Below are 4,616 nucleotides of genomic sequence, written 5' to 3'. Positions count from 1 at the left end.
CTGCTGCTCACCGCGGGGGCGCTCGGCCGCGGGCGGCGGTGAGCGCGGCAACACCGTCGTCGGGCGCGGCGCCCGACTCGCCGCCGGGGCCGTCGCCCGCGGCAGCCCGGATGGGTGTCGAACGCCCGCTCAGAGCCAGCCGCGGTGCGCGGCGCGGGCGCCCGCCTGGAAGCGGCTCTCGGCGCCGAGCCGGGCCATCAGGTCGGCCATCTGGCGTTTGACGGTGCGTGCCGAGACGCCGAGTTTGCGGCCGGCCGCCTCGTCGGTGTGGCCGGCCGCGGCGAGTTCCAGCAGGGTGCGCTCGGCCAAGGTGAGGCCCTGCCCGTCCATCGGGACGGAGGAGCCGAACGGGGTTGCCACCGACCAGAGTTGGTCGAACAGGGCGCAGGCGACGGCGAGCGGTCCGGGGCTGTCCAGCTCCAGCGCGCCCCGGCGCGGTTCGGCGGGATCGACCGGGACGATGACCACGGTGCGGTCCACGATCACCAGCGGGATCGGCACGATCGGGACGGTGCGCATCTCCCCGCCCAGGTCCGTCAGCCAACGCGCGTGCGCCAGCGTGTCGGCGTCGTTGCGGAAGCTCTCGCGGCAGATCGCCCTGATGCTGACGCCCCGGCGCAGCGCCTGTTCGTTGAGCTGCGCGGAGGCCGCCCGTGCGTCGGGCCGGTCGGCGCCGCCCGGGTTGAGCGACAGGCACTCGGTGGCGGCGTTCGCGGCGAGTTCCTCCAGCCGGCTGCGGACGGAGTCGAGGCCGTCGAGGCGGACCACGGCGTCCGCGCGGTGCAGGCGGTGTTCCTCGTGCTGGGCCGCGAGGGCGGCGATCGTCGCCCGGGTCGCCTCGATCTTCCGCTGCCGGGCGGCGGCCTCGTCCTCGGCGGCGGCGAGCAGTGCGGACAGGCCGACCGCCGGGCTGACCGGCCACAGGGCCCCGTCCCCCTCGGACGACGGTTTGATCAGTGCGAGGTCCGCCAACTCGTCCAGGGCGGAACGTATCTCCTGGTCCGTCATGCCGGTGTCCCCGGCCAGTTCGGCGACGCTGCGCGCCGGGTCGACGAGGACCGCCTGGTAAAGGCGCTCGGCCAGGCTGGAAAGACCGAGTAAATCAAGCATTCTGCCGCCCCCCGCGGTAGGTGCTCAAACAGATCGTCGGACCAGTGTGCCCAGCGGCGCCGGGCCGGACAAGACCGGTCCGGGGCCCCTGTCCCGTTGGGGTCAGTCACTTTGGGGCCAGGCGCGGACCGCTGACAGCGGGGTGCCGGTTCGGCAGTCTTGGTCATGTCGGAAGCGCGGCCCCGGAGAAAGCCCGGGGCAGGGAGACGCAAACATCCGGCAAACCAAACCACCGCGCCCTGAATGGAGTATGCCCATGTCCAGCACCGCCCAGTTCCCCGTTGTCGCCGCCACCGCGTCCGTCGCGTCCGTCGCGTCCGTCGCGTCCGCCGCCGTCGCCGGCGACTCCGACAACGGGTTCGGCTGGGGCTGATGCTCGACAAGCCGATCCTGCGCCTGACCGTGACCCGGCTGGTCGGGCCGACCGCCCCGGCGGTCGCTCCGCAGTGGCTCACCGGGCACCTGTGGCGCCAGGCCCGGGCGGACGACCGCCTGGAACACGTGCGGGTGCGTGTCGCACCCGGCCGGATCGGAGTGGTCCTGTTCCTCCTCGCCGCCGAGGAGACCGGTGCCCGCCTGAGCGCACGGTCCATCTGCGCCAGGGCACTCGGGGCCTCGGACGAGCTGCGCGACTGGCGCCTCGCCGAGTAGCGGCGGCCACGCGCCCCTCGCTCCGCCCCCGCGCCCGCCCGCTCTCCCCTGTACGTCCTTTCTCCCCCACCTTTCTCCCCCCACGTCGTACGGCCCGCGTCCCGCGACGCCGCTGTTCCGCGACGCCGCTGTTCCGCGCCCGCCCGCCCGGGTTCCGTCCCGTCGATGCGGCCGAGCCGCCCCCATCTGTCCTGCCGAGCAACGGAAGAGAGTCCTGCCCCCATGATCAGGTCGCTTCGACGCGTCCTCAGCCTGCTCGCGGTCACCGCGGTGACCGCCGGCCTGCTGGTCGTCTTCTCCGCCTCCGCCCAGGCGGCGTTCGCCTCCGCCCTCGGCGGCACCATCAGCCGCTCGGAGGTGATCGAGCGGGCGCAGTACTGGGTCGACCACCAACCCGGTTCGTACGACCAGGACGCCTCCTCACCCGGCCCGACCGGGGACCGGAACTACCGCCGCGACTGTTCCGGCTACGTCGACATGGCGTGGCACCTCAGCGGCGACAACTGGACCGGGAACCTGTCGGACGTGTCGTACTCGGTCGCCCGCCAGGACCTCATGCCCGGTGACGTCCTCCTCGACGCCGCGCACCACGTGATCCTCTTCAACGCCTGGGAGTCCGACCACACCCGCTTCACCTACTACTCCTTCGGCGCCGCGCCGGTGAAGAAGGTCGGCCCCGTCTCGATCGACGCCCCGACGATCGACGGCTGGGCGAACTCGAACTACCAGGCCCGCCGTTACAACAAGATCATCGACGACCGGGACTACGACCGCCAGCTGGTCGCCCGCCCCCACCTCGGCACGAACGCCAACCAGACCCTGGAGTTCGTCGACAACGACGGCAACGGCGGGGTGCGGACCGCGTGGCAGACGGCCCCGAACAGCACCTGGCACGACTGGTCCCCGCTGCCCGGCGCGGCGGGCGTGGTGGGCACCCCGGTGCTGGGCCGCAACGCCAACGGCACCCAGGAGATCTTCGCCCGCACCGCGGACGGGCGGGTCGTCTCCCGGTGGCAGCTGACGCAGAACGGCTCCTGGCACGACTGGTACGACCACGGCGGCAACGTCGCCTCCGAACTGGCGGTCGCCGCCAACGAGAACGGCTCGCAGCAGATCTTCGCCCGCACCCCCGACGGCCGGATCACCACCCGCTGGCAGGACAAGCCGAACAGCACCTGGCACGAGGGCTGGCTGACCTTCGACGGCGGCGGCTTCGTCGGGGACCCCGCCGTGAGCCACAACGCCGACGGCACCCTGGAGGTCTTCGCCCGCACCGCGGACGGGCACCTCAAGTCCCGGTGGCAGATCGCGCCGAACAGCACCTTCACCACCACCTGGTTCGACCACGGCGGCGACATCGCCTCCGACCCGGTGGTGAACCGCAACCAGGACGGCCGGCAGCAGGTCTTCGCCCGCACCGCGGACGGCCGGATCACCACCAACTGGCAGGACAAGCCGAACAGCACCTGGCACGAGAGCTGGCTCACCCTCGACGGCGGCGGCTTCGTCGGCGACCCGGCCGTCGCGCTCTGCCGCAACGGCAACCTGGAGCTCTTCGTCCGCGACGGCGACGGCACCGTGTGGAACGTCCACCAGCTCAAGCCGAACAGCGTCTTCTCCGGCTGGGTCAAGGTCGGCGGCACCCTGGCGACCGACCCGGTGGTCGGCGAGAACGAGGACGGCCGGCTGGAGGTCTTCGGCAAGACGGCCTCCGGCACCGTGACCCACGCCTTCCAGAGCGGCATCGCGAGCGCCTTCGGAACCTTCCGCGCCCTGTGACGGAGCCCGGTCGCGCGCGGCGCCCACGCTCCGTCCAGGTGGAGCAGCAGCGCCCGACCGGCGGTCCGGACGGCGGTCGGCGGTCCTGAAGGCCGCGGATGTCCACGGGGAACGACGGCACTCGCCGGTGACGGCCCTTCGCCCGATGGGCGGAGGGCCGTCGGCCGTGGTTCGCCGCTCCCGGGCCGGTGAGCCTGCCGGACGCTCCGCCCGGGGCCGATGCCCGGTCGAACTCCCGGGGCGGGGAGGGTGGTTGTCGGTGAGCGGTGAGCGGTGAGCGGTGAGCGGTGAGCGGTGAACGCCCCGGCCCCGGGCGCCCGGGTGGGCGCGGGGGTCGGGGCGGGCGGCTCAGTGCGTGAAGCGGTGGCGCGGTCGGCCGGTCGGGCGCTGGGTGGCGGTGGAGCCGGTACCGGTGGTGGTGGTGCCGGTGGTGGGGAGGTCGGCCCGGTCGTCGGTGCGGTCCAGGACCACCGGGGTGTCCTGGCCGGCGGGCGTCCGGCGGTGGCGGTGCCAGCGCAGCCCGCCGCCCATCAGCGCCAGGCCGGCGCAGAAGATCAGTGCGAGCGCCAGGCCGGCCAGGAACGCGCCGAGGGTGCTCATGGTGGCGATCTGGTGGCCGAGCACGGTGACGCCGGTCTCGGGGCCGCCGCCGAGGTTGTCGGCGATCAGCAGGCCCGCGAAGGCGCCGGACGCGGCGAACAGCAGGATTCCGAGCAGCAGCATGGTTCAGGTCCTTTCGCTTGCTCCGTTGCTCCCGGTCGGCGGGCGTCTGCCCAGGACGGCCCGGAACGAATCAGCCCGGGTCAGGCGTCCACCTGGTAGGGCGCGGCGCGCCCCTCGACGAGGGTCAGGCCGTGGCCGGGGGCGCCGTCCGCGCCGGGGGTGACGGTGCCGCCGGCCGGGTCGAGGACGCCGTCGAACAGCAGCGACTCGACCCGGACGTGGTCGTGGAACCACTCCAGGTGCCGGACGGCGGCGCCCCGGGCGGCCGCCGCGTGGGCGTGCGCGTGCGGCGAGCAGTGCGCGGAGAGCTGGACGCCGGACGCCTCGGCGACGGCCGCGGCGCGCAGGAAGCC

Annotated in this window: 5 protein-coding genes; 2 read left to right on the top strand and 3 right to left on the bottom strand. The window is 73.7% G+C overall.

Annotated elements, in window-relative coordinates:
- Positions 1-129 precede the first annotated feature (129 nt).
- Positions 130-1,110: a LuxR C-terminal-related transcriptional regulator gene (locus tag ACFUEL_RS35535; protein WP_380241687.1), complete on the bottom strand. Its 981-nt coding sequence runs from the start codon at positions 1,108-1,110 to the stop codon at positions 130-132.
- 372 nt (positions 1,111-1,482) lie between these two features.
- Here ACFUEL_RS35535 and ACFUEL_RS35530 point away from each other — a divergent pair, with 372 nt between their 5' ends.
- Together ACFUEL_RS35530 and ACFUEL_RS35525 are read left to right on the top strand one after the other, a co-directional pair.
- Positions 1,483-1,761 (top strand): hypothetical protein, encoded by a 279-nt coding sequence (locus ACFUEL_RS35530; RefSeq protein ID WP_380241686.1) that lies wholly within the window; start codon positions 1,483-1,485, stop codon positions 1,759-1,761.
- Between the two features lie 222 nt (positions 1,762-1,983).
- A complete protein-coding gene (locus ACFUEL_RS35525) occupies positions 1,984-3,540 on the top strand; it encodes a hypothetical protein (protein ID WP_380241684.1) in 1,557 nt (518 codons plus the stop codon).
- A 348-nt stretch (positions 3,541-3,888) separates the two neighbouring features.
- Here the strand turns inward: ACFUEL_RS35525 and ACFUEL_RS35520 are convergent, their stop codons facing one another.
- Positions 3,889-4,263, bottom strand: coding sequence for a hypothetical protein (locus tag ACFUEL_RS35520; protein ID WP_380241682.1), 375 nt, complete (start codon positions 4,261-4,263; stop codon positions 3,889-3,891).
- A gap of 80 nt (positions 4,264-4,343) precedes the next feature.
- Positions 4,344-4,616: enolase C-terminal domain-like protein (locus tag ACFUEL_RS35515; RefSeq protein WP_380241681.1), on the bottom strand; the 273-nt coding region annotated here is incomplete at its 5' end.

It is taken from the genome of Kitasatospora sp. NPDC057198, from assembly GCF_042670125.1.
Taxonomy (GTDB): Bacteria; Actinomycetota; Actinomycetes; order Streptomycetales; family Streptomycetaceae; genus Kitasatospora.
Note: the sequence above shows the minus strand (reverse complement) of the source record. Positions and strands in the feature narration are given on the sequence as shown.

Bases quoted from the DNA above. Each gene is read 5' to 3' on its own strand.
- ACFUEL_RS35520 (WP_380241682.1), bottom strand. From the start codon at position 4,263: ATGCTGCTGCTCGGAATCCTGCTGTTCGCCGCGTCCGGCGCCTTCGCG.
- ACFUEL_RS35530 (WP_380241686.1), top strand. From the start codon at position 1,483: ATGCTCGACAAGCCGATCCTGCGCCTGACCGTGACCCGGCTGGTCGGG.
- ACFUEL_RS35535 (WP_380241687.1), bottom strand. From the start codon at position 1,110: ATGCTTGATTTACTCGGTCTTTCCAGCCTGGCCGAGCGCCTTTACCAG.
- ACFUEL_RS35525 (WP_380241684.1), top strand. From the start codon at position 1,984: ATGATCAGGTCGCTTCGACGCGTCCTCAGCCTGCTCGCGGTCACCGCG.